The following is a 21,084-nucleotide window of genomic DNA, read 5'->3' on the forward strand; positions in this document are numbered from 1 at the left end:
CGCTCAGATTTAATTCTTCGCTAAGTGTAGCGGCTGTCTCTGGATCACAGGGACATTAACCTGCGGACATTATCATTAATCTGTTTCTGTATCGTATTCAGCGTAGTTTGTGTTATCTGATCGGCGTATTTGTCTTTGGCTGTAACGCTTAGCGCTGTTGCATGGTGGCAGATCTTGTCGATTATAGCGTTCACATGCTCAGCTGATAGCTCAGCTTCCTGTATGCCAAGCTGCTGCAGGTGCTTTCTTTCGATATCCAGCGCTTCTCCCAGCACGTCCATTTGGTGATACCCGCCGGGTCCTTCGCACCAGGTCACGTCGTAAGCCGGAGCCAAAGTCCAGTTTCCTGCGGCTGACATTAAATAGGCAAAGTTTTTGGGATGGTCATCGCGGTTGTTAAATGCCACGTTGAAAACCACGCGTTCGAACGCTTTCGCTTTTTCTCTGACATCATTGGTACAAATCTGTGTGGCGCGCAGAAAATCCCGGTAATCTAAAGCACCGGGTATCTGGTAATTTGCACCGGTAAATGCCGCCAGGCTCTGCATAGGAATACGGACCGACTGGTCACGGTCGAAACGGCGGGTAGCAAATGCCGCCTGCCCGTCAGGCAGATTAAAATACGCGGTATCAGGCGTAGTGATCCCGCATTGCCGCAAACATTCAGCATACACCGCTTCGATGGCACATACCTCAGCATGCTCATGCCTGGCAGGAAATTTAATCAACCAGCTTTCGCTCTCCGGGAGGGGCGCAGTGGTGAACCTTGACGTGACACTGTCACGATAAAGTAACGCTTTTGGCCTGGCCCCTTGCGGTGAACCGCCCATCTGGAGCAGTTTTTGCAAGAATTCCCCGCCTTCGCCGCTCAGGACTTCCTGAACCTCAGATGCCAGTTGTTCGAGAGGAACATCCTCTTTTGAAAGCGTCTCGACATCTGACTGAACGGGCCGGAACGTCATGGCGCCCATTGCGTTATTGCCGACCCAGGTTAACCTCTCCAGAGGTCCTATGCGCGCTGCGTTGAGTCCACGGCGTTTAAATAAACGATCCATCAACAGCATACCCCAACCATCAGGTAGCGAATCGTACACGGGTCCTGGTAATCCCAACTGATGAGCCGGGAAATCCCTGCGTAAACGAGGACCGTTCAGCGGTAACCTTAACCGGGACAGCTCCAGCCCCTTACGTATAGCGTCTTCACTGTATTCAAAGGCGATCAACGGGCGTCCGGTCAGGGCTGAGGAAGACACCAGTTTTCCCCACAACCATTTTTCACCCCAGCCTTCATAAAAGACATCGACTTGCTCAGGCATCAGTATTTTTCCTTTTCACCCGCTGGCGTGCCGCGCTCTTCTCGTAACGCAAAATATCATCCAGACTGTCGATCCTGGGTTTGAATAAGCCCTCCAGCGCGTCACCATAGCCTAACACCATCGCGACTTTGACCAGATTCTCAAATCCTACATTTTTACCGGCCTCCAGATTCGAAACGGTATTCACACCGACACCTGAACGCGCGGCAACATCTGCCTGCGTCATTTGCTGCGCGAGCCGTTCCTTACGCAATCTGTCGCAAAGTAGTTTGACGATATCGGCTGCTGTATTGAGCGTTAAATCCATAATATTGGCTCTTATTGGAATAAAAACGACTTTACACCCAATATTATAGAGTTAAGAGGAGAATGATTCAAAGTTTTGTAAGACACAATAAAGAGGAGTTAAATCAATAAATCGTGGTTAAGCACCATTATTCTGGAATTATCCGGGCACAAGATCTGTACCCGGATAGGATGTGGTTATCAGGCAACGGAAGGCTCAGGTAATCTGAAAGAAGAGACCAGCAATGCCAGCTGTTCCGCCTCCTCTTTCAGCGCCTGCGTCCGTGCTGCGGCATCATCAATTAACGAGGCATTCTGCTGAACGGTGCTGTCCATTTCGGTAACGGCGAGCGTAACTTCGGAAACACCTTTACGCTGTTCTTCACCCGCAACGCGTATTTCCCCCATCAACTGGCGTACCTGACGCACATTGCTGACCAGTTCTCCCAGACGTTCGCCGGCAGTGTGAATTTGCTGACTTCCGCTACCAACATGAGAAACGGATTCATCAATCAACGCTTTAATTTCCTGGGCGGCGGTGGCACTGCGCTGAGCCAGCGTGCGCACTTCGGAGGCCACGACGGCAAACCCTCTGCCAGCATCACCCGCTCTGGCGGCTTCAACCGCGGCATTCAGGGCGAGAATATTGGTCTGGAACGCAATGCTGTCGATGACCGCGACAATTTCCACCATTCTGCCGGATGAGGCGCTGACGTTATCCATCGTAGAGATAACGCCCTGCATCACATCACCGCAACGGTTGGCCGTTTGCGCTGTGTTATCGGATAGCTCATCCGCCAATTGTGTATTACTGGCGTTTTGATGAACGGTCGCATTTAACTGCTCCATAGCCGCTGAGCTCTCTTCCAGCGCAGCGGCCTGCTGCGTTACGCGAGATGAAAGCTCCATATTACTGTCAGCCAGGCTAACGGCGTTATTCGCCACCACTGTGCTACTGCTTCTGACGGTAATCAGGATGGCCGAGATTTTATCGACGAACAGGTTAAACGCCTCGGCGATAGCCGAAATCTCATCTTTGCCGCGAACATCCAGACGACGGGTAAGATCGCCTTCTCCCTGCGCGATGTCATCAAGAGCCTGACGGGTATCATCGAGACGTGAAATTAGTCGACGAACCACCAGCCATGATCCCACCAGCAACAGCGTCATGATAGGGATCAATACCTCCAGAACGTCCTGCATCATCACTTTGGCAAGACCGACAATACGTGATTCTGGTGTCACAAGCCCTACGACCCAGCCGGTATCTGGCATCGGGAACAGCATGACCTGTGACGCTGTATTCAGGACGAGATCATTTTCCAGCGTTATGGTCTTCACCCCATCTGTCGGGCGCAAAGATTTCAGACCGTTTTGCACCGGGATAAGCCACTGCGCGCTTTGCGCCAGATCGTTAATGGTTTTATGTTTGGCCAGGTCGGCCTGCGGGAAATAGAGAATTTGTCCCTGCTTGTCTACCACAAACGCGTAACCGCCAGTACTGTTGCCCTGCTGCTGCATGAAAGTTGCGACGTTATCCAGACGGATATCGGTGGTAGCGACACCGGCAAACTTGCCCGCCTGCTGATAAGGCACGCTGCATGTCACCATGTTGACGCCTGAACTGGCATCCTGGTAAACATCAGACCATAGGCAGTTGTTTTGTGATTGCCCTTTGGCGTGCTGATACCAGCTTTCATTGTGGTATCCGCTTGATCCTTCGACGTTATAATCGTTGGAATAGACAAGCTTTCCTTCGGCATTACGCGCCCAGAAAAAGCTTCTTTTCTCCACACCTGCGGTGAAGGCGCCTGGTTCTGGCCAGATGCCGCCGCCGGTAATAATCGAATCTTTACCTTCACCAATCAGATGCGGAACGACGCTTTGATACAGAGATTCATCGTTAGGCAACACTTCAGCCAGTCGCGACAGGCTGACTGTCTCACCTTCAATTCGGGACAATACGGTACTCAATTGACGGGTTAAACCTTGCCCTGTTTCTTCGATCAGGGCGGTGTTGATTTCAACGACGCGCGGCTGACCACGCCAGAGCATAATCACCACGATAACAATAGTCGTTACTGCAAGCAGCAGAATGCCGCCGATGGTTAAACGCGTTGAAATACGAGTAGGATACCAGGCCATACAAACTCCTTCTGCAAAAGGCTAACTTTTATCCAGTATCGGCACAGGCGTTTATATCTTTATAAAGATTTCTTAAGTATTGCAAAAGAAAAAAGTGACAATGTCACAAATAACAAAACCCAGCACTTTGGCTGGGTTTTAATAACGGCTTAATTTTATTTAGATAATTCTTTTTTGATTTCGTCTTTTATTTTACTTAATTCGCTCTGCGGATGTTTCTTACAAAGTTCAACGGTCAGAGGAACTGCAGTCGTAACGGTTTCGTTATAGTCTACGTAATCGCCACCTTTGAAGTCTTCGTCTTCATTGAGCACCCAGAAGGCCACCGGAGCCATAGTTTGTGGGTTCAAATCAATAAACTCCTGACAGTTCATGCCTTTCGGAGTCACTTCAGTTTTAGCGTTATCTGTTGCTGCATTGACGCTGACACTGGTTAACAGCGCTGCGACCAGAATACCTGCTGTAGAAAGGGAGAATTTATTCATTGTAGTACTCCATGTATAATATAAATAATATCTACACTTGCGCTTAACACCGTTAATGTAGCTCGTGAAAAATAATACCCTTATAGTCATAAGAATAAAGATTGGTGTTATTGATATGGCTGAAATTTATATTTTCAATTACTGATTCTTATGTCTTAGGGATAAATGTTGCCCACAATGTGATCGTTCCGACGAAATCAGCAGATTCATACCCCGCTTCCTCTGCCGTTGCACCAAAACTGAACTACGCTGCACAAATGTTGATCATTAGTTAACGAATATGAGCTGAATTTTAACAAAAACAGCCAGCATGCCGCTGTTAGCAGCTTGGCACGCGTCCTGCATTGTTAATTCGCTAACAGAGATACGGAATCTGACAGACAACTAACAGCGAGAAGGTAATGACAGCCAAACCAGAGTTATTTACCCGCATAGAGCAAACCTTTAGCCAGCTGACGCCCAGTGAAAAGCGCGTGGCTGGGTGGCTGTTAGCCCATGCTGTGCAGATCCCATTTGAAACCGCGGATGGCATCGCTAAAGCAACCGGAACCAGCGGCATTACCGTCGGACGTTATCTGCGTAAACTGGGCTTTCGTAACCTGGAGGATGCAAAAGCCAGTCTGCGCGAGCTGCCTGTAGTTCCGTATCAGCCCTGGGGAATGAATGAACGACTGGATTCCTGGCACCAGCAACAAAGCCTGCCAGATCGGGCGCACCAGTCGCTGTTACTGGAAATCGACGCCATTACCCACGTCTACCAACTTGCTCAGGGTGAGACGTTTCTACGCATTGCACAGCAGTTGGCCCATGCGGAAGCCGTGTACATCCTCGGGATCCAGTCCACACGCGGGATCGCTAACGCCTTTTTTAGTCACCTGGAATATCTGCGACCTAAAGTCAGCTACTCCGAAGGCCTTTCCGGCAGTTGGGTAGAGTCGCTGAACTCGGGATTCAGCCAGCCTTACGTGGTTATTACCGATATGCGCGCCTACTCCGCTATTTCGCGACAATATTGCCGTGTCGCCACTGAACGCTGCATTCCGCTGGCGCTAATTACCGATGTGTGGTGCCCATGGGCCAGGGATTATTCCATTGATTTGCTTCAGGTAAAAACCGACACCGGACATTTCTGGGACTCACTGGCACCGGTGAGCTGTCTGTTCAACTTATTACTTTCTGCGGTGGTTGCGCAACTGGGTGACGCCCTCGCAGGACGCCTGCAAACTAATCGCCAGTTACAACAACAATTTGGTCAATTCGAACAATAAACAGGAAACGTGCTATGTCAGAACTCCCAGAACTGGTCGATTTGTCGGTGATATTTCCGTCGCTGCATATCGATCTTAAATACGCTACTGCCGACAACATTACCGGCGCACCTATCTACAGGGAAGCGCGTTGCCTGTTGCACACCGAGGCGGTAACCGCGCTGGCAAAATGCATCAGCATTGCGCAACTGGCGGGCTTGTCGCTGGTGGTGTACGACGCGTATCGCCCCCAGCAGGCGCAGGCGATACTGTGGAATGCCTGTCCCGACCCGCAATATGTTGTCGATGTTGCGATTGGTTCCAATCACAGTCGGGGTACGGCAATTGACGTCACGTTGATGGACGATCGCGGCCATCTCCTAGATATGGGGGCCGGTTTTGATGAAATGCACGACCGTTCCCATGCCTGGCATCCGTCTGTTCCTCCGGCAGCGCAGCGTAACCGCCTGCTGCTCAATGCCATTATGTTTGGTGGTGGTTTTGTCGGTATTAACAGCGAATGGTGGCATTTTGAATTACCTGATGCCGCCCGTTACCCGCTGCTTGACGATCAAATAGATTGTTACACTGTCACGTCTATAACAACACAACATCCCCTTTAATTCTGGAGCCTGGTTATGAAGACTACACCTGCGTTAAACGCTTTTTTCCGCCCCGCTCTGATAGCCGTTGCGTTAGCGGTAGCCCTGCCCGCCGCGCAGGCTGCTGTTCCCAAAGATATGTTAGTGATTGGTAAAGCCGCCGATCCGCAGACGCTCGATCCCGCTGTGACCATAGATAACAATGACTGGACGGTCACCTATCCCTCTTACCAGCGGTTGGTTCAGTACAAAACAGATGGTGGTAAAGGTTCCACGGAAGTTGAAGGCGATTTAGCCAGCGGCTGGAAAGCCTCGGACGACCAGAAAGAGTGGACGTTTACCCTGAAAAACGATGCCAAATTCGCCGACGGAACACCGGTGACGGCTGATGCGGTAAAGCAATCCTTCGAACGTTTGCTCAAGATTGGTCAGGGACCTGCGGAGGCTTTCCCGAGAGATCTGAAGGTTGAGGCCATTGATAACACCACGGTGAAGTTTACCCTCAGCCAGCCGTTTGCTCCGTTTCTGTATACGCTGGCAAATGACGGAGCCTCAATCATTAACCCGGCCATCTTAAAAGAGCATGCCGCAGACGATGCCCGCGGATTCCTGGCACAGAACACGGCAGGCTCTGGTCCCTTCATGCTGAAGAGTTGGCAAAAGGGACAACAACTGGTGCTGGTGCCTAACCCGCATTATGCCGGTACAAAACCGACGTTTAAGCGCGTCTCAGTCAAAATCATTGGCGAAAGCGCCTCCCGTCGCCTGCAACTGTCCCGTGGCGATATCGACATTGCCGATGCGCTTCCTGTTGACCAGCTTGCTGCTTTAAAACAGGAAGGCAAAGTGAACGTGGCGGATTATCCCTCATTGCGCGTGACTTATCTGTATCTCAACAACAGTAAGGCCCCGCTCAATCAGGTGGATTTACGCCGCGCTATCTCGTGGGCCACCGATTATAAAGGCATGGTCAACGGGATCCTGAGCGGCAATGGAAAGCAAATGCGTGGCCCAATCCCCGAAGGCATGTGGGGTTTTGACGATAAGGCCATGCAGTACAGCTTCGATGAAGCCAAAGCCAAAGCAGCGTGGGACAAAGTTGCCACCAAACCTGAAAGCCTGAGCTTCCTGTACTCAGATAATGATCCAAACTGGGAACCTATCGCGCTTGCTACCCAGGCAAGCCTTGGCAAACTGGGCATTAAGGTGAGGCTGGAAAAACTGGCGAACGCCACCATGCGTGACCGCGTGGGCAAAGGCGATTACGACATTGCCATTGGCAACTGGAGTCCGGATTTTGCCGACCCGTACATGTTTATGAACTACTGGTTTGAGTCAGATAAGAAAGGCTTGCCGGGTAACCGTTCGTTCTATGAAAACAGTGAGGTCGATAAGCTGCTGCGTAGCGCGCTGGCTACGACCGATCAGGTGGCCAGAACCAATGACTACCAGCAGGCGCAAACCATCGTGATTGATGAAGCGGCCTACGTCTATTTATTCCAGAAAAACTATCAGTTGGCGATGAACAAAGACGTCAAAGGATTTGTATTCAACCCCATGCTGGAACAGGTCTTCAATATCTCCACCATGAGTAAATAAGCCACGTTTACGCGGAGCCGCTCTGGCTCCGCAAGGGGAAGCTAATGACGTTCTGGAGTATTTTGCGCCAGCGATGCTGGGGACTTATTCTGGTGGTTATCGGTGTTTGCGTAATCACCTTTATTATTTCACATCTGATACCTGGCGACCCCGCACGGCTGCTGGCGGGCGACCGCGCCAGCGATGAAATTGTTGAAAATATTCGCCAACAGCTGGGGCTGAATCAACCGCTGTATGTCCAGTTTTTTCGCTATGTCAGCGACATTTTTCACGGCGATTTAGGCACCTCCATTCGCACCGGGCGTCCGGTACTGGATGAACTGCGCATTTTCTTCCCCGCTACCCTTGAGCTGGCTTTCTGCTCTTTGTTGCTGGCGCTGGTGATAGGTATCCCGCTGGGTATTTTATCTGCGGTCTGGCGTAACCGCTGGCTTGATCACCTTGTTCGGCTAATGGCAATTACCGGTATCTCCACGCCAGCATTCTGGCTGGGGCTGGGGGTTATCGTGCTGTTTTACGGTCATCTGCAAATTTTACCCGGCGGTGGACGTTTAGACGACTGGCTGGATCCACCTGCTCACGTCACCGGGTTCTACCTGATTGATGCACTGCTGGAAGGCAACGGCGAAGTCTTTTTCAATGCGCTTCAGCACCTGATTTTGCCGTCGCTGACACTGGCTTTTGTACATCTTGGGATCGTTGCCCGCCAGATTCGTTCCGCCATGCTGGAGCAACTGAGTGAAGATTACATACGTACCGCCCGCGCCAGCGGGTTACCGGGCTGGTACATCGTGCTGTGCTATGCATTGCCTAACGCTCTCATCCCATCAATCACCGTCCTCGGCCTGGCGCTGGGCGATCTGCTCTACGGTGCGGTATTGACCGAAACGGTCTTTGCCTGGCCAGGTATGGGCGCTTGGGTAGTGACCTCAATTCAGGCGCTCGACTTCCCGGCGGTAATGGGATTTGCCGTGGTGGTCTCGTTCGCCTATGTGCTGGTCAACCTGGTGGTGGATTTGCTCTATTTGTGGGTAGATCCTCGAATTGGACGTGGAGGTGCTGAATGATGCTCACACAAGAAACGCCGACCGCCCCTCAGACAGAACGCCGCCGCACGGACTGGGCCAAACTGTTCTGGATGATGAAAAGTAGCCCGCTGACGCTGGTTGGCGGGGTCATCATCGTATTGATACTGCTGCTGATGGTGCTGTCGCCGTGGATAACGCCACACGATCCTAATGCCATCAATTTGAGTGCGCGCCTGCTGCCCCCGTCAGCCGCTCACTGGTTTGGTACCGATGAAGTCGGTCGCGATCTGTTCAGTCGCGTTCTGGTAGGAAGTCAGCAGTCGGTCGTTGCGGGTCTGGTGGTGGTGGGTATCGCCGGGGGATTGGGATCACTGCTGGGCTGCTTGTCGGGTGTCATGGGCGGGCGCGCCGACGCGATAATTATGCGGATGATGGACATTATGCTGTCCATTCCTTCGCTGGTGCTGACGATGGCGTTGGCCGCCGCGCTGGGCCCCAGCCTGTTTAACGCCATGCTGGCGATTGCCATCGTCCGTATCCCTTTCTATGTACGCCTCGCCCGCGGTCAGACGTTAGTGGTGCGCCAGTTTAGCTATGTACAGGCTGCCCGGACCTACGGCGCTTCACGCTGGCATCTGATTAGCTGGCACATTTTACGCAATTCTCTGCCGCCACTCATTGTGCAGGCATCGCTGGATATCGGCAGTGCGATCCTGATGGCTGCCACGCTCGGGTTTATCGGTCTGGGCGCGCAGCAACCCAGCGCTGAGTGGGGCGCGATGGTCGCAATTGGCCGCAATTACGTGCTTGATCAGTGGTGGTATTGTGCTTTTCCCGGCGCCGCCATTCTGATTACCGCCGTGGGCTTCAATCTCTTTGGCGATGGTATTCGCGATCTGCTGGATCCGAAAGCCGGAGGAAAACAGTCATGACACAACCCGTACTGGAAATCGAAGATTTACATCTGAGTTTCCCCGGCTATAAAGCTGATGTGCATGCGCTGAACCATGTATCACTGCACATCAACCGTGGAGAAATCGTTGGTGTGGTGGGTGAATCCGGTTCCGGTAAGTCCGTGACCGCAATGCTCACCATGCGCCTGCTTCCGGAGGGAAGCTATCGTATTCACCAGGGACGCGTTTCACTGCTGGGTGAAGATGTGCTTAACGCCAGTGAGAAACAAATGCGCCAATGGCGCGGCGCACGCGTCGCGATGATCTTTCAGGAGCCCATGACGGCACTGAATCCGACCCGGCGTATCGGCCAGCAAATGGTGGAGGTAATCCGCCATCACCAGGCGTTAAGCCGCACGGATGCCCGTCATAAAGCCGTCGCTCTACTCGAAGAGATGCAAATCCCGGACGCGCCGGAGGTTATGAAACGATTTCCGTTTGAGCTTTCCGGCGGGATGCGCCAACGCGTGATGATTGCGCTGGCCTTTTCGTGCGAACCAGAGCTTATTATTGCCGATGAACCGACCACCGCGCTGGACGTCACGGTGCAACTGCAGGTGCTGCGTTTGCTGAAGTTAAAAGCACGGGCCAGCGGAACAGCCGTGTTATTTATCAGTCATGATATGGCGGTGGTTTCACAGTTATGCGACCGGTTGTACGTCATGTATGCCGGGAGCGTGATTGAGAGTGGCCCGACGCAAACCGTTATTCAACGTCCGACGCATCCCTATTCCATCGGCTTGCTGAAATGCGCGCCGGAACACGGCGAGCCGCGCGCATTGTTACCTGCGATCCCCGGCACCGTGCCGAACCTAACCTGCTTACCTGCCGGATGCGCATTTCGTGAGCGCTGCTTTGCCGCTGGTCCTCGTTGTGAAGAAACGCCTGCGTTAAGTAGTCAGGGAGGCGTAGATCAACAATCTGCCTGCTGGTATCCACAACTGGAGACAACACATGTCTGATTTTTTACTGGCGCTGCAGGATGTTCATGTCAACTTTCCTGCGCGTAAAAACTGGCTTGGCAAGGTTACAGAACGGGTGCATGCGCTCAACGGTCTGGATTTACAGATTCGCCAGGGGGAAACGCTGGGGATTGTTGGCGAATCCGGTTGTGGAAAAAGTACGCTGGCGCAACTGCTGATGGGCATGCTGAAACCCAACCAGGGAAGCTATTCTCGCCGTGGTGATAAACAGCATAACGGTATGCAAATGGTCTTTCAGGACCCTCTTTCATCGCTGGATCCTCGCTTACCGGTGTGGCGCACGATCACTGAGCCGGTATGGATCCAAAAACGAAGTCCGGAACGTGAGCGCCGCATGCTTGCTGAAGATTTAGCCCAACAGGTAGGCATCCGCGCGGAATATCTCGACCGTCTGCCGCATGCGTTTTCAGGTGGACAACGCCAGCGTATTGCCATCGCCCGGGCGCTATCGTCAGAACCGGATGTTATCGTCCTCGATGAGCCCACTTCAGCACTGGATATCTCTGTGCAGGCGCAAATTCTCAATCTTCTGGTGTCACTTCAGGCGCGCAGAAATCTGACCTACGTATTGATATCGCATAACGTGTCGGTGGTCCGCCATATGAGCGACCGTGTGGCGGTGATGTACCTCGGGCAAATTGTTGAGCTGGGCGATGCTCAACACGTTCTCACTCACCCCGCCCATCCGTACACACGGTTATTGCTGGACTCTGTCCCTAAAACGGGCGCGCCACTGACGGAAGATTTGGTGTTACGTAAAACCGAGCTACCGGGAAACCGAACGTTGCCCCAGGGATGCTTTTTCCGTGACAGATGTCCATTGGCAACCCACGGTTGTGAGAAAAAACAGGCATTACTGAAAAGTGATACCGGATGTGATGTTCGATGCTGGCGGGCGGTTACATGACCTGAGCCGTTGAGAAAGTCAGGTGCGATACGCCTTTTTCAGTGAATCCACCAGCACCTCGGAAGCAGTAGATAATTTATGATGTGCTGAACGCAAAACCCCGATCCGACGCTGGATCACCGGCGTATCCAGATCGATACAGGTTGCGCCTAACTCTGTCATTTGCGTGCGGCATAGTGCAGGTACGGCGCTACCGCCCAGACCGTTAGCCACCAGACGGCCAACGGTTACTAATTGATGGCTCTCCAGCGCTACTTCCAGCGTATGTCCGCTTTGCACCAGTTGTTCTTCCAGCATCAGCCGCACGGCTGACGGACGTTGCAAGGTGATGAAATCCAGCGTCAGCAGTTCGCGCCATGCAATACGATCCCTGTCTGCCAGCCGACAGGTTGGCGGCACAATCGCGATAAAACGATCCACGCCGAGCGGCGTGAAATGCAGATGTCCCGAATAGTCCGGCTCGAAGGCTATGCCCATCTCGACCCGCCCTTCACTGACCATTTCAATCACGTGTTCATTGATCACATCATGAACCGTTACGTTGATACCGGAATAAGAATCACGAAACGTTTTCAGTACCGATGGCAGGACGTTAGCGGCAAATGAGGGCATGGCGGCGATCGAGATTTTACCGCGCTGTAGCGTAAAGCGTTGGCGCATGGCTTCTTCCGTATTCTCCCAGTCCGCCAGCAGCTGTCGCCCCATATTCAGCAGCGTTTCTCCCTCCTGCGTCAGAGTCACTTTGCGGGTGGTTCTCAACAGTAACGCCCCGCCCAGCGAATCTTCCAGTCCTTTAATCGCCAGGCTTAATGCGGGTTGCGACATGTTCAGTCTTTCACTGGCATGAGCAAAATTCAGAGTGTGAGCTACCGCTAAAAACGCGCGTAACTGTTTGATGCTCATTCCCATTTCGCATTCCTTTAACTTGTTGAATACCTTTAATTAACATTAAATTGATAAAAAAACCCAATGAGTGAGTCACAAATTTAAAATTAACAAATCATTTTTCACCCCCAATGATGTCGGCAAGGACAACTGGGGAGGCAAGTGTATGGCTGGACTGGATAAACGTGTTGCCACTTATCAAGAGGCGCTGGAAGGACTGACCGACAACATGACGCTGCTGGCGGGCGGTTTTGGTTTATGTGGGATCCCTGAAAACCTGATTACCGAAGTACGCCGTCGAGAAGTACAGGGACTTACCGTTGTATCAAACAACTGTGGCGTGGATGGCTTTGGCCTTGGCGTACTGCTGGAAACGCGCCAGGTGCGCAAAGTGGTCGCGTCCTATGTAGGGGAAAACGCCCTGTTTGAGAAGCAGGTGCTTAGCGGCGAACTGGAAGCCATCCTGACGCCACAGGGTACGCTGGCAGAGCAGTTGCGCGCGGGCGGCGCGGGGATCCCGGCATTTTTTACCGCGACTGGATATGGAACCCCCGTAGCGGAAGGGAAAGAGGTTCGCGAGTTTGCCGGACGCCCTTACATCCTTGAACGGGCGATAACCGGTGATTTTGCATTGGTTAAAGGCTGGAAAGCCGACTGGTACGGCAACGTCATCTATCGCCACACCGCACAGAACTTTAATCCGCTGATGGCCGCCGCCGGGCGCATTACCGTCGTGGAAGTCGAAGAGATTGTCCCTCCCGGAGAACTGGACCCTGCAGCGATTCACACTCCCGGAATTTTCGTTAACCGCATTATTCAGGGGCAGTTTGAAAAACGTATTGAACAACGCACCCTGCGCCAGAAAGGAGCCTGACCATGTTAACGCGTGAACAAATGGCGATGCGCGTCGCCCGCGAGCTGCGCGACGGTTATTACGTCAACCTTGGGATCGGCATTCCCACTCTGGTGGCAAATTATATCCCTGATGGCATGGACGTGATGCTGCAATCAGAGAACGGTTTGCTGGGTATGGGGCCGTTTCCCACAGAAGACGAAATTGATGCCGACATGATTAACGCCGGGAAACAGACCGTGACGGCGCGCAAAGGCGCGGCGATTTTCGACTCTGCGCAATCCTTCGCCATGATCCGCGGCGGCCACGTTGATCTGACGGTGCTCGGTGCGTTTGAAGTCGATGTTAACGGCAATATCGCCTCATGGATGATCCCCGGGAAAATGGTGAAAGGCATGGGCGGCGCGATGGACCTGGTTGCCGGAGCCGACAACATCATCGTGGTAATGACCCATGCTTCCAAAAGCGGTGAGTCCAAACTGCTTCCCGCCTGCACCCTGCCGTTGACCGGCGTGGCCTGCATCAAACGCGTGCTGACCGACCTGGCTCTGCTGGAAATTGCCGACGGGGCGTTCATTCTGCGTGAACGCGCCCCGGGTATCAGTGTGGATGAAATCGTCGCCAGAACCGCCGGCAAGCTGATCGTGCCCGAAACTGTCCCCGAAATGCAATTTAACTGAGGAGCTGACCATGCAGGATGTTGTAATTGTCGCGGCAACGCGCACCCCGATTGGCAGTTTTCATGGTGCGCTGGCACCACTTTCCGCCGTGGAGTTAGGTACAGCGGTTGTTCGTTCGCTGCTGGAAAAAACGGCTGTGGCGCCTGAACAAATTGATGAAGTGATTTTAGGTCAGGTGCTCACGACAGGCTGCGGCCAGAATCCGGCCAGACAAACGGCGTTACGCGCAGGACTGCCGTCAACCACACCGGCGTTAACTATTAATCTGGTGTGCGGTTCTGGCCTGAAGGCGGTGCATCAGGCGGTACAGGCAATTCGCTGTGGCGATGCGCAAATCGTGATTGCCGGAGGTCAGGAGAGCATGAGCAATGCGCCCTATTTTCTCGACGGCGCGCGGGCCGGCCTGCGGCTGGGTCATGCCAGTATGAAAGACAGCGTGGTCCATGACGGCCTGTGGGATGCGTTCAACGACTATCACATGGGTATTACTGCCGAAAATCTGGCGGATAAGTTCGTAATCAGTCGTGAGCAGCAGGACTTCTTTGCCCTGCGCTCCCAGCAAAAAGCCGCTGCCGCCATTGAAGCGGGTCGTTTTAGCGCGGAAATCACGCCGGTTAGCGTTCCACAAGGCAAAAAGCCGCCACGTGTGGTGGACCGTGACGAACAGCCTCGCCCGGATACTCAGGCCGACAAGCTGGCGCAACTTAAACCAGCATTTCGGCCAGGAAACGGCACGGTGACCGCCGGAAATGCATCATCCATCAATGATGGTGCCGCCGCGGTGATGTTGATGAGCGCCGGCAAAGCCGCAGAACTCAATTTGCCAGTGCTTGCCCGGGTAACAGGCTACGCGGTTTCTGGTGTCGATCCCGCCATTATGGGCCTTGGGCCGGTAGAAGCGTCACTCCAGTGCCTGAAGCGAGCGGGCTGGACGTTGAATGATGTCGATCTCATTGAGGCCAACGAAGCCTTTGCCGCACAAGCGCTGGCGGTTGGCGAATCCCTGAACTGGGACAGCGACCGGGTGAACGTAAATGGCGGCGCGATTGCGCTGGGCCATCCCATCGGTGCATCTGGTTGCCGAATCCTGGTGACACTGTTGCACGAAATGGTCCGCAGTAACGCGACCAAAGGGCTGGCTACGCTGTGCGTAGGCGGCGGTCAGGGCGTAGCGCTGGCGGTAGAGCGTTTGCAGGAGGTCTCTCATGCAAAGTAAGCCTGTCTGCGTTCTGGGGGCGGGGTTAATGGGGGTCGGTATTGCCACCCACTTCGCCCGTTATGGTCACGATGTCTGGCTGTATGACACCGATAGCAGCCGAATTGCAGAAATTAGCGCCGTTGCCAGCGGTATTCTGGATGAGCTGATTACCGCCGAACAGTTTGCCGTAGACGAAAAAGACCAGGTTGTGAGTCGTCTGCACGGTACGACTTCGCTACCGGAGATTGCTGCGTGCGGGTTACTGATTGAAGCGATCCCGGAGCGGCTCGAGCTCAAGCACGCGTTGTATGCGCAACTAGAAGATATGATCGCGCCTGAGGCCGTCATTGCCAGTAATACCAGCGGCCTGCCGCCGGATGCGCTGGCAGAAAAGCTCGTCCATCCTGAGCGGCTGCTCATCGCCCATTTCTGGCACCCGCCACATTTTATTCCGCTGGTCGAAATTGTCCCCGGCACCGCCACCAAAGCGGAATACCTGCGTGAGCTGCAACAGTGGCTGCTCTCGATGCAACTGGAAGCCGTCGTGCTCGATCGCGCCGCACCAGGGTTTGTCGGCAATCGACTGCAGTTTGCTTTGCTTCGTGAAGCGCTTCATATCGTTAAAAGCGGCATCGCCAGCGCAGAGGTGGTGGATCAGGTCATGCGTGCCTCGCTCGGACGTCGCTATGCGATGGTTGGTCCGCTGGAAGCGGCAGATATGACCGGACTCTCTACGGTGCAGGATATTTGTCGGCATCTGCTCCCGGAACTGGCAACCGGCAGCGAGATGATGTCGTTGGTCGCTGACAAGGTAGCCAACGGTGATACCGGTTTACGCAGCGGTCAGGGATTTTATCGCTGGGATGATTCGCGCAAGGAGTACATCCAGCAACGCAGAGAGCATCAACTGCGTTTTGCCCTGAAACCATAACGTCTCTTTCTGTACCCCAATATAATAATAAGGAGTCATGATGAGTGTATTAATCGCCCTGGCAGCGCTGGGCCTGCTGATGCTTGCAGCCTATCGCGGATACAGCGTCATTCTGTTTGCCCCCATCGCGGCATTAGGTGCTGTATTACTCACTGAACCCAGCGCCGTCGGCCCCGCTTTCACCGGCCTGTTTATGGAAAAAATGGTCGGTTTTGTGAAGCTTTACTTCCCGGTGTTCTTGCTGGGTGCAGTGTTTGGCAAGTTAATCGAGTTATCTGGATTTTCACGTTCCATTGTTGCCGCCGCTATCAACATCCTCGGTCGTCGTCACGCCATCCCGGTGATCGTGCTGGTGTGCGCGCTGTTAACCTACGGCGGGGTTTCGCTGTTCGTCGTGGCGTTTGCGGTGTATCCATTTGCGGCGGAGCTGTTCCGCCAGAGTAATATTCCTAAGCGCCTGATCCCGGCCACCGTTGCGCTGGGCGCATTCTCTTTCACTATGGATGCTCTGCCAGGCACGCCGCAGATCCAGAACATTATTCCGACCAGCTTCTTTGGGACTAACGCCTGGGCTGCGCCGTGGCTGGGGCTGATAGGCTCGCTGTTTATTATTTTCGTCGGTCTGGTTTATCTCGAACGTCAGCGTCGTAAAGCGCAGGCAAAGAATGAAGGCTATGGCACTGAACTGTTAAACGAGCCGGAAACGCCGGATAACATTAATCTGCCGAACCCGATCATCGCGATCTCTCCGCTGATCCTAGTTGGGGTATTTAACCTGCTGTTTACCCGCTGGATCCCACAGTGGTATGGCGCCACGCATCAACTTGAACTTCCGGGTCTTGCCAAACCAATTACCACCGAAGTCGGTAAAATCACCGCTATCTGGGCAGTGGAAGCGGCGCTGATTTCTGGGATTCTGCTGGTGGTGCTCTTCGGCTACCGCAACATTAAAGGTCGCCTGGCTGAAGGCAGCAGAACGGCAGTTGGTGGCGCGATCCTCGCGGCGATGAACACCGCGTCAGAGTACGGTTTTGGCGCAGTGATCGCCGCCCTGCCGGGCTTCCTCGTGCTGTCAAAAGCGCTGGCGGCTATTCCTGACCCGCTGCTCAATGAGGCTATCAGCATTACCACGCTTGCCGGGATCACCGGTTCGGCGTCTGGCGGGATGAGTATTGCCCTTGCCGCCATGTCTGACACTTTCATCGCTGCCGCACATGCCGCCAATATCCCACTTGAAGTATTCCACCGCGTGGCATCTATGGCCAGCGGCGGTATGGACACCCTACCGCATAACGGCGCGGTCATTACCTTATTGGCTATCACCGGCCTTAGTCATCGTCAGGCGTATGGCGGAATTTTCGCTATTACCATCATTAAAAGTCTGGCCGTACTGTTTGTCATCGGCGTCTTCTACACCACCGGAATTGTTTAAGGAGAATCATCATGAACTTAACGGGAAAAACCGCCCTGGTTACCGGCTCGACCAGTGGTATCGGATTAGGTATCGCACAGGTGCTGGCGCAAGCTGGCGCCACTCTGATCCTCAACGGGTTTGGTGATGTTGATGCTGCCAAAGACGCTGTTGCGCAGTATGGCAAAACGCCAGGCTATCATGGCGCGGATCTGAGCGATGAAGCGCAAATTGCCGACATGATGCGCTATGCAGAGAGCGAATTCGGCGGTGTGGATATTCTTATCAATAACGCCGGGATCCAGCATGTTTCACCGATAGAAACCTTCCCGGTTGATAAATGGAACGCGATTATCGCGATTAACCTCTCCTCCGTTTTTCACACCACGCGTCTGGCGCTTCCCGGTATGCGCGCGCGAAACTGGGGGCGCATCATTAATATCGCTTCTGTTCACGGCCTGGTGGCTTCAAAAGAGAAATCTGCCTACGTAGCAGCGAAGCACGGTGTGGTGGGATTAACCAAGACCATCGCGCTGGAAACCGCGCAGACGGAAATCACCTGCAATGCGCTGTGTCCCGGCTGGGTGCTAACGCCGCTGGTCCAGCAGCAGATCGATAAACGTATTGCCGAAGGCGCAGAGCCTGAGGCAGCCCGTGACGCCTTGCTGGCTGAAAAGCAGCCGTCGCGCGAATTCGTTACCCCAGAGCAGTTAGGGAATCTCGCGTTATTCTTATGTTCAGACGGTGCGGCGCAAGTGCGTGGCGTAGCGTGGAATATGGATGGCGGTTGGGTAGCGCAATAACATCATCAGGTGCCGGATAAGAACTGGTCACATCCGGCACGACTTTATTAAGACTTCAGTTTGTAATCCAGCGTTATTTCCGCTTTCAGAACCTGAGATACCGGGCATCCGGCTTTTGCTTTCTGGATGATGCCGTCAAACGTGGCGGCGTCTATCCCCGGCACGCTCACCTGGCTATGCAACGCGACTTTAGTGATCGCAAACCCGGCATCTACCTTATCCAGAGAAACATCGGCAGTGGTATCAATGGCATCTGGGGTAAACCCTGCTTCACCCAGCATCAGTGAAAGCGCCATCGAGAAGCAGGCTGCATGGGCCGCGCCAATCAACTCTTCAGGATTGGTACCTTTCTCACCTTCAAATCGTGTATTAAACCCATACGGTTGCTGATTCAACACGCCACTTTCGGTCGACACAGTGCCTTTGCCGCGCTTAATGTCGCCTTCCCAGTGTGCCTGACCTTTCTTATGGATAGTCATTACCGCTCTCCTGTGTTGTCGTCGGAGTTACTAGTATAGGACGCCCGGGAAAAAGCATGTTACATACGGGATAGTTCTCATTTGCCGCTTAAGCATTGACCTTTCAGATAAAATGACCGACCATCCAGAAAGCCGTTATGTTGAACATCGGCTTTATATCAGGTTGTATTTCGTCCGTTCTCATACGGGCTCGCCCTTGAAACCAGTAACAGGATTAAGGAGTTAGAATGAAATCGAACCGTCAGGCCCGTCATATTCTCGGACTGGACCACAAAATCTCAAATCAACGTAAAATCGTGACCGAAGGTGACAAAACCAACGTGGTCAACAATCCTACTGGAAGAAAGCGCCGCGCTGACGGCAAGTAGCCTTTCGCACGTCTGACTGAGTAACGAGATAAACACCATTGCAACCGCAGTGGTGTTTTTGCTTATAAAACCCCTTAACCCATTCACAATGCTTTATACTTCGCCCGTTTCCCTGGCGGACAGGCCACATACGATCATAAAGAGCGCCAGGGACGGTTATTCAAAAAAGAGTGAGTGACATGGAAAACGAAACTAAAAAACTGCGTTCCCTTTACATCCCTTACGCTGGCCCGGTACTGCTGGAATTCCCTTTACTGAATAAAGGGAGCGCCTTCAGTGTGGAAGAACGCCGTAACTTCAACCTGCTGGGGTTACTGCCGGAAGTCGTCGAAACGATTGAAGAACAGGCTGAACGCGCCTGGATCCAATATCAGGGCTTCAAAACCGAAATCGACAAGCATATTTACCTGCGCAACATCCAGGACACCAACGAAACCCTGTTTTACCGATTGGTGCATAATCACCTGGATGAGATGATGCCAGTTATCTATACCCCAACGGTCGGCGCAGCCTGTGAGCGTTTCTCTGAGATTTATCGTCGTGCGCGCGGCGTGTTTATCTCTTATCAGAACCGCCACAATATGGACGATATCCTGCAAAACGTGCCTAACCACAATATCAAGGTCATCGTTGTCACCGATGGCGAACGTATTTTAGGTCTTGGCGATCAGGGGATCGGCGGGATGGGCATTCCAATCGGTAAACTGTCGCTGTATACCGCATGTGGCGGAATTAGCCCGGCCTATACACTTCCGGTGGTACTGGACGTGGGGACCAACAACCAGCAACTGCTGAACGATCCGCTGTATATGGGCTGGCGCAATCCGCGTATCACTGATGATGAATACTACGAATTCGTTGATGAATTCATCCAGGCCGTGAAGCATCGCTGGCCGGACGTGCTGTTGCAGTTTGAAGATTTCGCCCAGAAAAACGCTATGCCACTGCTGACCCGTTATCGCGATGAAATTTGCTCATTTAACGACGATATTCAGGGCACCGCGGCGGTTACCGTCGGTACGCTGATTGCGGCTAGCCGCGCGGCCGGAAGCCAGCTGAGCGAACAAAACATCGTCTTCCTCGGCGCGGGTTCCGCCGGATGCGGGATCGCCGAGCAGATCATTGCGCAAATCCAGCGAGAAGGTTTAAGCGAAGAAGCGGCGCGTCAACGCGTATTCATGGTCGATCGCTTCGGCCTCTTAACCGACAAAATGCCGAACCTGCTCTCCTTCCAGACCAAACTGGTGCAAAAACGCGAAAATCTGCAGCACTGGGATACACAAGAAGATGTCCTGTCGTTGCTCGATGTGGTCCGCAACGTTAAACCTGACATCCTGATCGGGGTTTCCGGACAGGTTGGTCTGTTTACCGAAGAGATCATCCGCGAAATGCACAAGCATTGTCCGCGTCCGATCGTCATGCCGCTGTCTAACCCGACTTCACGCGTGGAAGCTACGCCACAGGATATTATCGCCTGGACCGAAGGTAACGCACTGGTTGCGACCGGTAGTCCGTTCGCGCCGGTAGTGTGGAAGGAAAAAGTCTTCCCGATTGCCCAGTGTAACAACGCCTATATTTTCCCGGGTATCGGGCTGGGTGTTATTGCTTCTGGCGCATCGCGCATTACCGATGAAATGCTGATGTCAGCCAGTGAAACACTGGCGCAGTATTCTCCGCTGGTGTTGAACGGCGAAGGACTGGTGTTACCAGAACTGAAAGATATTCAGATCGTTTCCCGCGCGATTGCCTTTGCCGTGGGTAAAATGGCCCAGCAGCAAGGTGTGGCGGTGAAAACCTCCGCCGAAGCGCTGCAACAGGCTATTGACGATAATTTCTGGCAGGCGGAATATCGCGACTACCGTCGTACTTCTATCTGACGGTTTGCCCGGCGGCACATTGCTGCCGGGCGTGCAAAGTTTGCGCGAA

The 21,084-nt window shown here is 53.3% G+C and carries 21 protein-coding genes; 15 read left to right on the forward strand and 6 right to left on the reverse strand.

The genetic code is table 11. The annotated features are described in order from the left end of the window. Positions 1 to 44: 44 nt before the first annotated feature. The 4 genes from OGV57_RS05960 to hdeB form a co-directional block, all read right to left on the reverse strand. On the reverse strand, positions 45 to 1,316 hold the full coding sequence (locus OGV57_RS05960; protein WP_054528381.1) for a type II toxin-antitoxin system HipA family toxin: 1,272 nt from the start codon (positions 1,314 to 1,316) through the stop codon (positions 45 to 47). Further along, positions 1,309 to 1,623: a helix-turn-helix domain-containing protein gene (locus tag OGV57_RS05965; protein WP_003836258.1), complete on the reverse strand. Its 315-nt coding sequence runs from the start codon at positions 1,621 to 1,623 to the stop codon at positions 1,309 to 1,311. The genes OGV57_RS05960 and OGV57_RS05965 overlap by 8 nt, the downstream gene beginning before the upstream one ends. A 179-nt stretch (positions 1,624 to 1,802) precedes the next feature. Next, positions 1,803 to 3,746 carry a methyl-accepting chemotaxis protein gene (locus OGV57_RS05970; RefSeq protein ID WP_054528382.1) on the reverse strand — a complete coding sequence of 648 codons (1,944 nt, stop codon included), beginning with the start codon at positions 3,744 to 3,746 and terminating at the stop codon, positions 1,803 to 1,805. A 155-nt stretch (positions 3,747 to 3,901) separates the two neighbouring features. Beyond that, positions 3,902 to 4,231: an acid-activated periplasmic chaperone HdeB gene (hdeB, locus tag OGV57_RS05975; RefSeq protein WP_003019999.1), complete on the reverse strand. Its 330-nt coding sequence runs from the start codon at positions 4,229 to 4,231 to the stop codon at positions 3,902 to 3,904. A gap of 401 nt (positions 4,232 to 4,632) precedes the next feature. On the opposite strand from hdeB, the gene OGV57_RS05980 reads away from it, so the two are divergent. Genes OGV57_RS05980 through OGV57_RS06010 form a run of 7 tightly spaced genes read left to right on the forward strand, consistent with a single transcriptional unit; the run spans position 4,633 to position 11,550 of the window. Continuing rightward, entirely contained in the window at positions 4,633 to 5,499 is an 867-nt protein-coding gene (locus OGV57_RS05980; RefSeq protein ID WP_003020002.1) for a MurR/RpiR family transcriptional regulator, read from the forward strand. A 14-nt stretch (positions 5,500 to 5,513) separates the two neighbouring features. Further along, positions 5,514 to 6,101 (forward strand): D-alanyl-D-alanine dipeptidase, encoded by a 588-nt coding sequence (ddpX, locus tag OGV57_RS05985; RefSeq protein WP_032935741.1) that lies wholly within the window; start codon positions 5,514 to 5,516, stop codon positions 6,099 to 6,101. Positions 6,102 to 6,116: 15 nt separating this feature from the next. Continuing rightward, positions 6,117 to 7,679, forward strand: coding sequence for an ABC transporter substrate-binding protein (locus OGV57_RS05990; protein WP_054528383.1), 1,563 nt, complete (start codon positions 6,117 to 6,119; stop codon positions 7,677 to 7,679). A gap of 44 nt (positions 7,680 to 7,723) precedes the next feature. Further along, a complete protein-coding gene (locus OGV57_RS05995; RefSeq protein ID WP_003020008.1) occupies positions 7,724 to 8,746 on the forward strand; it encodes an ABC transporter permease in 1,023 nt (340 codons plus the stop codon). After that, positions 8,743 to 9,639: a D,D-dipeptide ABC transporter permease gene (gene ddpC / locus OGV57_RS06000; RefSeq protein ID WP_054528384.1), complete on the forward strand. Its 897-nt coding sequence runs from the start codon at positions 8,743 to 8,745 to the stop codon at positions 9,637 to 9,639. Before OGV57_RS05995 ends, ddpC begins: the two co-directional genes overlap by 4 nt. After that, positions 9,636 to 10,622 (forward strand): ABC transporter ATP-binding protein, encoded by a 987-nt coding sequence (locus OGV57_RS06005; RefSeq protein ID WP_003020012.1) that lies wholly within the window; start codon positions 9,636 to 9,638, stop codon positions 10,620 to 10,622. Before ddpC ends, OGV57_RS06005 begins: the two co-directional genes overlap by 4 nt. Further along, positions 10,615 to 11,550: an ABC transporter ATP-binding protein gene (locus OGV57_RS06010; RefSeq protein ID WP_054528385.1), complete on the forward strand. Its 936-nt coding sequence runs from the start codon at positions 10,615 to 10,617 to the stop codon at positions 11,548 to 11,550. Before OGV57_RS06005 ends, OGV57_RS06010 begins: the two co-directional genes overlap by 8 nt. Before the next feature lie 18 nt (positions 11,551 to 11,568). On the opposite strand, the gene OGV57_RS06015 is transcribed toward OGV57_RS06010, so the two are convergent. Next, a complete protein-coding gene (locus OGV57_RS06015) occupies positions 11,569 to 12,459 on the reverse strand; it encodes a LysR family transcriptional regulator (protein WP_003020016.1) in 891 nt (296 codons plus the stop codon). Between the two features lie 142 nt (positions 12,460 to 12,601). Between OGV57_RS06015 and OGV57_RS06020 the strand changes: the two genes are divergently transcribed. From OGV57_RS06020 to OGV57_RS06045, 6 genes are read left to right on the forward strand one after another with little or no spacing between them, the layout of a single operon-like run. Beyond that, the gene (locus OGV57_RS06020) at positions 12,602 to 13,309 is read left to right on the forward strand and encodes a CoA transferase subunit A (RefSeq protein ID WP_054528386.1); all 708 of its coding nucleotides are present in this window, start codon (positions 12,602 to 12,604) and stop codon (positions 13,307 to 13,309) included. 2 nt (positions 13,310 to 13,311) lie between these two features. After that, a complete protein-coding gene (locus OGV57_RS06025; RefSeq protein ID WP_003020022.1) occupies positions 13,312 to 13,968 on the forward strand; it encodes a CoA transferase subunit B in 657 nt (218 codons plus the stop codon). 10 nt (positions 13,969 to 13,978) lie between these two features. Continuing rightward, on the forward strand, positions 13,979 to 15,184 hold the full coding sequence (locus tag OGV57_RS06030; RefSeq protein WP_054528387.1) for an acetyl-CoA C-acetyltransferase: 1,206 nt from the start codon (positions 13,979 to 13,981) through the stop codon (positions 15,182 to 15,184). Then, complete coding sequence (locus tag OGV57_RS06035; protein ID WP_054528388.1) at positions 15,174 to 16,097, forward strand: 3-hydroxyacyl-CoA dehydrogenase family protein; 924 nt, start codon at positions 15,174 to 15,176, stop codon at positions 16,095 to 16,097. Before OGV57_RS06030 ends, OGV57_RS06035 begins: the two co-directional genes overlap by 11 nt. Positions 16,098 to 16,134: 37 nt before the next feature. Then, positions 16,135 to 17,529 carry a GntP family permease gene (locus OGV57_RS06040; RefSeq protein ID WP_196491835.1) on the forward strand — a complete coding sequence of 465 codons (1,395 nt, stop codon included), beginning with the start codon at positions 16,135 to 16,137 and terminating at the stop codon, positions 17,527 to 17,529. Between the two features lie 11 nt (positions 17,530 to 17,540). Next, positions 17,541 to 18,311 (forward strand): 3-hydroxybutyrate dehydrogenase, encoded by a 771-nt coding sequence (locus tag OGV57_RS06045; protein WP_003843689.1) that lies wholly within the window; start codon positions 17,541 to 17,543, stop codon positions 18,309 to 18,311. A 47-nt stretch (positions 18,312 to 18,358) separates the two neighbouring features. On the opposite strand, the gene osmC is transcribed toward OGV57_RS06045, so the two are convergent. Then, positions 18,359 to 18,790 carry a peroxiredoxin OsmC gene (osmC, locus tag OGV57_RS06050; protein ID WP_003020036.1) on the reverse strand — a complete coding sequence of 144 codons (432 nt, stop codon included), beginning with the start codon at positions 18,788 to 18,790 and terminating at the stop codon, positions 18,359 to 18,361. 227 nt (positions 18,791 to 19,017) lie between these two features. Here osmC and sra point away from each other — a divergent pair, with 227 nt between their 5' ends. Further along, positions 19,018 to 19,158: a stationary-phase-induced ribosome-associated protein gene (gene sra / locus OGV57_RS06055; RefSeq protein ID WP_003020039.1), complete on the forward strand. Its 141-nt coding sequence runs from the start codon at positions 19,018 to 19,020 to the stop codon at positions 19,156 to 19,158. Positions 19,159 to 19,337: 179 nt separating this feature from the next. Beyond that, on the forward strand, positions 19,338 to 21,035 hold the full coding sequence (gene maeA / locus OGV57_RS06060; protein WP_054528389.1) for a malate dehydrogenase: 1,698 nt from the start codon (positions 19,338 to 19,340) through the stop codon (positions 21,033 to 21,035). Positions 21,036 to 21,084 lie beyond the last annotated feature (49 nt).

The sequence above is a fragment of the Citrobacter sp. Cf087 genome, from assembly GCF_030334285.1.
In the GTDB taxonomy this organism is placed as follows: domain Bacteria; phylum Pseudomonadota; class Gammaproteobacteria; order Enterobacterales; family Enterobacteriaceae; genus Citrobacter; species Citrobacter freundii.

Bases quoted from the DNA above. Each gene is read 5' to 3' on its own strand.
- OGV57_RS05960 (WP_054528381.1), bottom strand. From the start codon at position 1,316: ATGCCTGAGCAAGTCGATGTCTTTTATGAAGGCTGGGGTGAAAAATGG.
- OGV57_RS05965 (WP_003836258.1), bottom strand. From the start codon at position 1,623: ATGGATTTAACGCTCAATACAGCAGCCGATATCGTCAAACTACTTTGC.
- OGV57_RS05970 (WP_054528382.1), bottom strand. From the start codon at position 3,746: ATGGCCTGGTATCCTACTCGTATTTCAACGCGTTTAACCATCGGCGGC.
- hdeB (WP_003019999.1), bottom strand. From the start codon at position 4,231: ATGAATAAATTCTCCCTTTCTACAGCAGGTATTCTGGTCGCAGCGCTG.
- OGV57_RS05980 (WP_003020002.1), top strand. From the start codon at position 4,633: ATGACAGCCAAACCAGAGTTATTTACCCGCATAGAGCAAACCTTTAGC.
- ddpX (WP_032935741.1), top strand. From the start codon at position 5,514: ATGTCAGAACTCCCAGAACTGGTCGATTTGTCGGTGATATTTCCGTCG.
- OGV57_RS05990 (WP_054528383.1), top strand. From the start codon at position 6,117: ATGAAGACTACACCTGCGTTAAACGCTTTTTTCCGCCCCGCTCTGATA.
- OGV57_RS05995 (WP_003020008.1), top strand. From the start codon at position 7,724: ATGACGTTCTGGAGTATTTTGCGCCAGCGATGCTGGGGACTTATTCTG.
- ddpC (WP_054528384.1), top strand. From the start codon at position 8,743: ATGATGCTCACACAAGAAACGCCGACCGCCCCTCAGACAGAACGCCGC.
- OGV57_RS06005 (WP_003020012.1), top strand. From the start codon at position 9,636: ATGACACAACCCGTACTGGAAATCGAAGATTTACATCTGAGTTTCCCC.
- OGV57_RS06010 (WP_054528385.1), top strand. From the start codon at position 10,615: ATGTCTGATTTTTTACTGGCGCTGCAGGATGTTCATGTCAACTTTCCT.
- OGV57_RS06015 (WP_003020016.1), bottom strand. From the start codon at position 12,459: ATGGGAATGAGCATCAAACAGTTACGCGCGTTTTTAGCGGTAGCTCAC.
- OGV57_RS06020 (WP_054528386.1), top strand. From the start codon at position 12,602: ATGGCTGGACTGGATAAACGTGTTGCCACTTATCAAGAGGCGCTGGAA.
- OGV57_RS06025 (WP_003020022.1), top strand. From the start codon at position 13,312: ATGTTAACGCGTGAACAAATGGCGATGCGCGTCGCCCGCGAGCTGCGC.
- OGV57_RS06030 (WP_054528387.1), top strand. From the start codon at position 13,979: ATGCAGGATGTTGTAATTGTCGCGGCAACGCGCACCCCGATTGGCAGT.
- OGV57_RS06035 (WP_054528388.1), top strand. From the start codon at position 15,174: ATGCAAAGTAAGCCTGTCTGCGTTCTGGGGGCGGGGTTAATGGGGGTC.
- OGV57_RS06040 (WP_196491835.1), top strand. From the start codon at position 16,135: ATGATGAGTGTATTAATCGCCCTGGCAGCGCTGGGCCTGCTGATGCTT.
- OGV57_RS06045 (WP_003843689.1), top strand. From the start codon at position 17,541: ATGAACTTAACGGGAAAAACCGCCCTGGTTACCGGCTCGACCAGTGGT.
- osmC (WP_003020036.1), bottom strand. From the start codon at position 18,790: ATGACTATCCATAAGAAAGGTCAGGCACACTGGGAAGGCGACATTAAG.
- sra (WP_003020039.1), top strand. From the start codon at position 19,018: ATGAAATCGAACCGTCAGGCCCGTCATATTCTCGGACTGGACCACAAA.
- maeA (WP_054528389.1), top strand. From the start codon at position 19,338: ATGGAAAACGAAACTAAAAAACTGCGTTCCCTTTACATCCCTTACGCT.